This window comes from Dissulfurispira sp. (genome assembly GCF_036745535.1).
In the GTDB taxonomy this organism is placed as follows: Bacteria; Nitrospirota; Thermodesulfovibrionia; order Thermodesulfovibrionales; family Dissulfurispiraceae; genus Dissulfurispira.
In genome coordinates this window covers 1-1,972 of the sequence record NZ_DAIOFX010000159.1, presented here as the reverse complement: position 1 = coordinate 1,972, position 1,972 = coordinate 1, and the positions used below count along the sequence as shown (strand labels likewise).

The 1,972-nt window shown below is 36.5% G+C and carries 3 protein-coding genes; all 3 read left to right on the top strand.

Going from position 1 to position 1,972, the window contains the following annotated elements; genetic code table 11:
* A partial coding sequence (locus tag V7L97_RS13210; protein ID WP_442891846.1) for a TRAM domain-containing protein occupies positions 1-141 on the top strand: 141 nt, incomplete at its 5' end.
* 7 nt (positions 142-148) lie between these two features.
* Positions 149-1,396: a tRNA (N(6)-L-threonylcarbamoyladenosine(37)-C(2))-methylthiotransferase MtaB gene (mtaB, locus tag V7L97_RS12400; protein WP_333656456.1), complete on the top strand. Its 1,248-nt coding sequence runs from the start codon at positions 149-151 to the stop codon at positions 1,394-1,396.
* A 295-nt stretch (positions 1,397-1,691) separates the two neighbouring features.
* Positions 1,692-1,972 (top strand): hypothetical protein (locus V7L97_RS12395; RefSeq protein WP_333656453.1); only part of this gene is annotated, 281 nt, incomplete at its 3' end.

The window sequence follows — 1,972 nt, the reverse complement described above, 5'->3', positions numbered from 1 at the left end:
ACTTCCAATAAATTCACTGGCAGAACAAGGACAAACAAAGAAGTACACATACCTTTAAAAGATAATATAAAACCTGGCGATATGATTACGGTCAAAATCACGAGACCACTCAGGCATTCCCTCGAAGGAGATATTATTTAAGCTTCGCATGAAGATAGCAGTTTTAACCCTCGGATGTAAAACAAACCAGGCAGAAAGTATGCGCATAGAGCACGCCTTAAATAAGGCAGGACATCGGATAGTGGACATTTCAGGAGAGCCCGACTTATGCATCATTAATACCTGCACAGTAACATCCAAGGCGGATTATCAGTCAAGACAAATAATTAATAAAGCACTAAAGAATAACACAAAAAAGGTCATAGTCACAGGATGTTATGCTGAATTAAATAAAGAGCAACTTGAAAATATGGGTTGTGATATTGAAGTAATCAGAAATAGCAATAAAGACAACATTATCAATATGATTCCTAATGGATTTTTTAGTAACAATACAAGCTTTAATATGCATGCACGCCACAGACCTATAGTTAAGGTGCAGGACGGTTGTAATCATTCATGCAGTTATTGTGTCATTCCTATGGCAAGGGGAAGATCGAGGAGTGTTGCAGTTGATGATGTAATAAATGAAATCAAATCGTATGAGTCACTGGGATACAAAGAAATTGTCATTACCGGCATTCATCTTGGAACATATGGTTGTGATTTAAAACCTAAGAAGACACTTTCATTTTTATTGCATAACATACTAAAAAATACAAATATTCCAAGAATAAGGCTCAGTTCTCTGGAAATTAAAGAGATAGATGATGAGCTTATTGAATTGCTTAAGGAAGGTCGCGTATGTAAACACCTTCATATACCGCTTCAGAGTGGGGATGATAATATTTTGAAACTTATGAACAGGACATATTCTGTTGAAGATTTCTTTTCAGGGATTGAAAAAATATTTAAAAAAGTTCCTGACATAGCCTTTGGGACAGATGTGATAGTCGGGTTTCCAGGAGAGGGAGAGGTCGAATTTAACAATACTAAGCAACTTATTGAATCTATCCCCTTTTCTTATTTACACGTCTTCCCATATTCATCGAGACCAAAAACAAAAGCTGCAACATTCACCAAACAGGTGGCAGGAGCAATAAAAAAAGAACGTGTATCTATCCTGAGGGAAATAGGAATGATTAAAAAACAGGATTTCATCAGGAAGAACATCGGTAGAACCCTTGATATTGTAATAGAAGATCGGAGTTGTGATAGACTAATCGGTACGGCTGGAAATTATATAAAGGTTATATTAAAGGACAGTAGTGATGCAGAAGCAGGAATGCTTGTTAATGCTCACATTTTGGGGTATAAGGATGATATTGCAATAGGAAGCCTCGTAAAAAATTTATAACCTCTTAATGAATAGACTTTTTTTATGTGCCTATAAGTTGTACAGTTTCGATAAAAACCAACTATGGTGCATTTACCTAAAAATTACCCAACGGGTTTATAACAAGTTATCAACAATGTGTGTTTATTATAAATGACTGATAAGATATATTATGTTAAGTTATTTTTGCAAAATCCTCGCAATCGCCTTTATATTCTGGTCTTTAATTCCCTTTTACAAAAAACAGACCTCTTAGATGTCCGGCAATCTTCCCGATAAGAGTAATTCACAAACTCTTATTCGGGAGGATTTTCAGATGATACATGTTGAAAAGGTTTCGCCGTCCACTCTTACCCTTAAATGTCCGCCGGAAATTATCGACGATCTAATCTGGATGCTCGAAAAGCTCGTTTTAATGTCCCGCTACCTGAAAAGGAATATCAAATATGCAGAGGCACAGAGGCCAGAGCCAACGATGCAGAGAATCGTGCTTTGCTGCAGGCTCAATTTAACGATAAATCGAGGCAGGTATACCTGCAAGTATGTCTTTTTACAAAAAAACGGTTATAGCCGTTCTGAGGCAATCAAAGAGTTAAA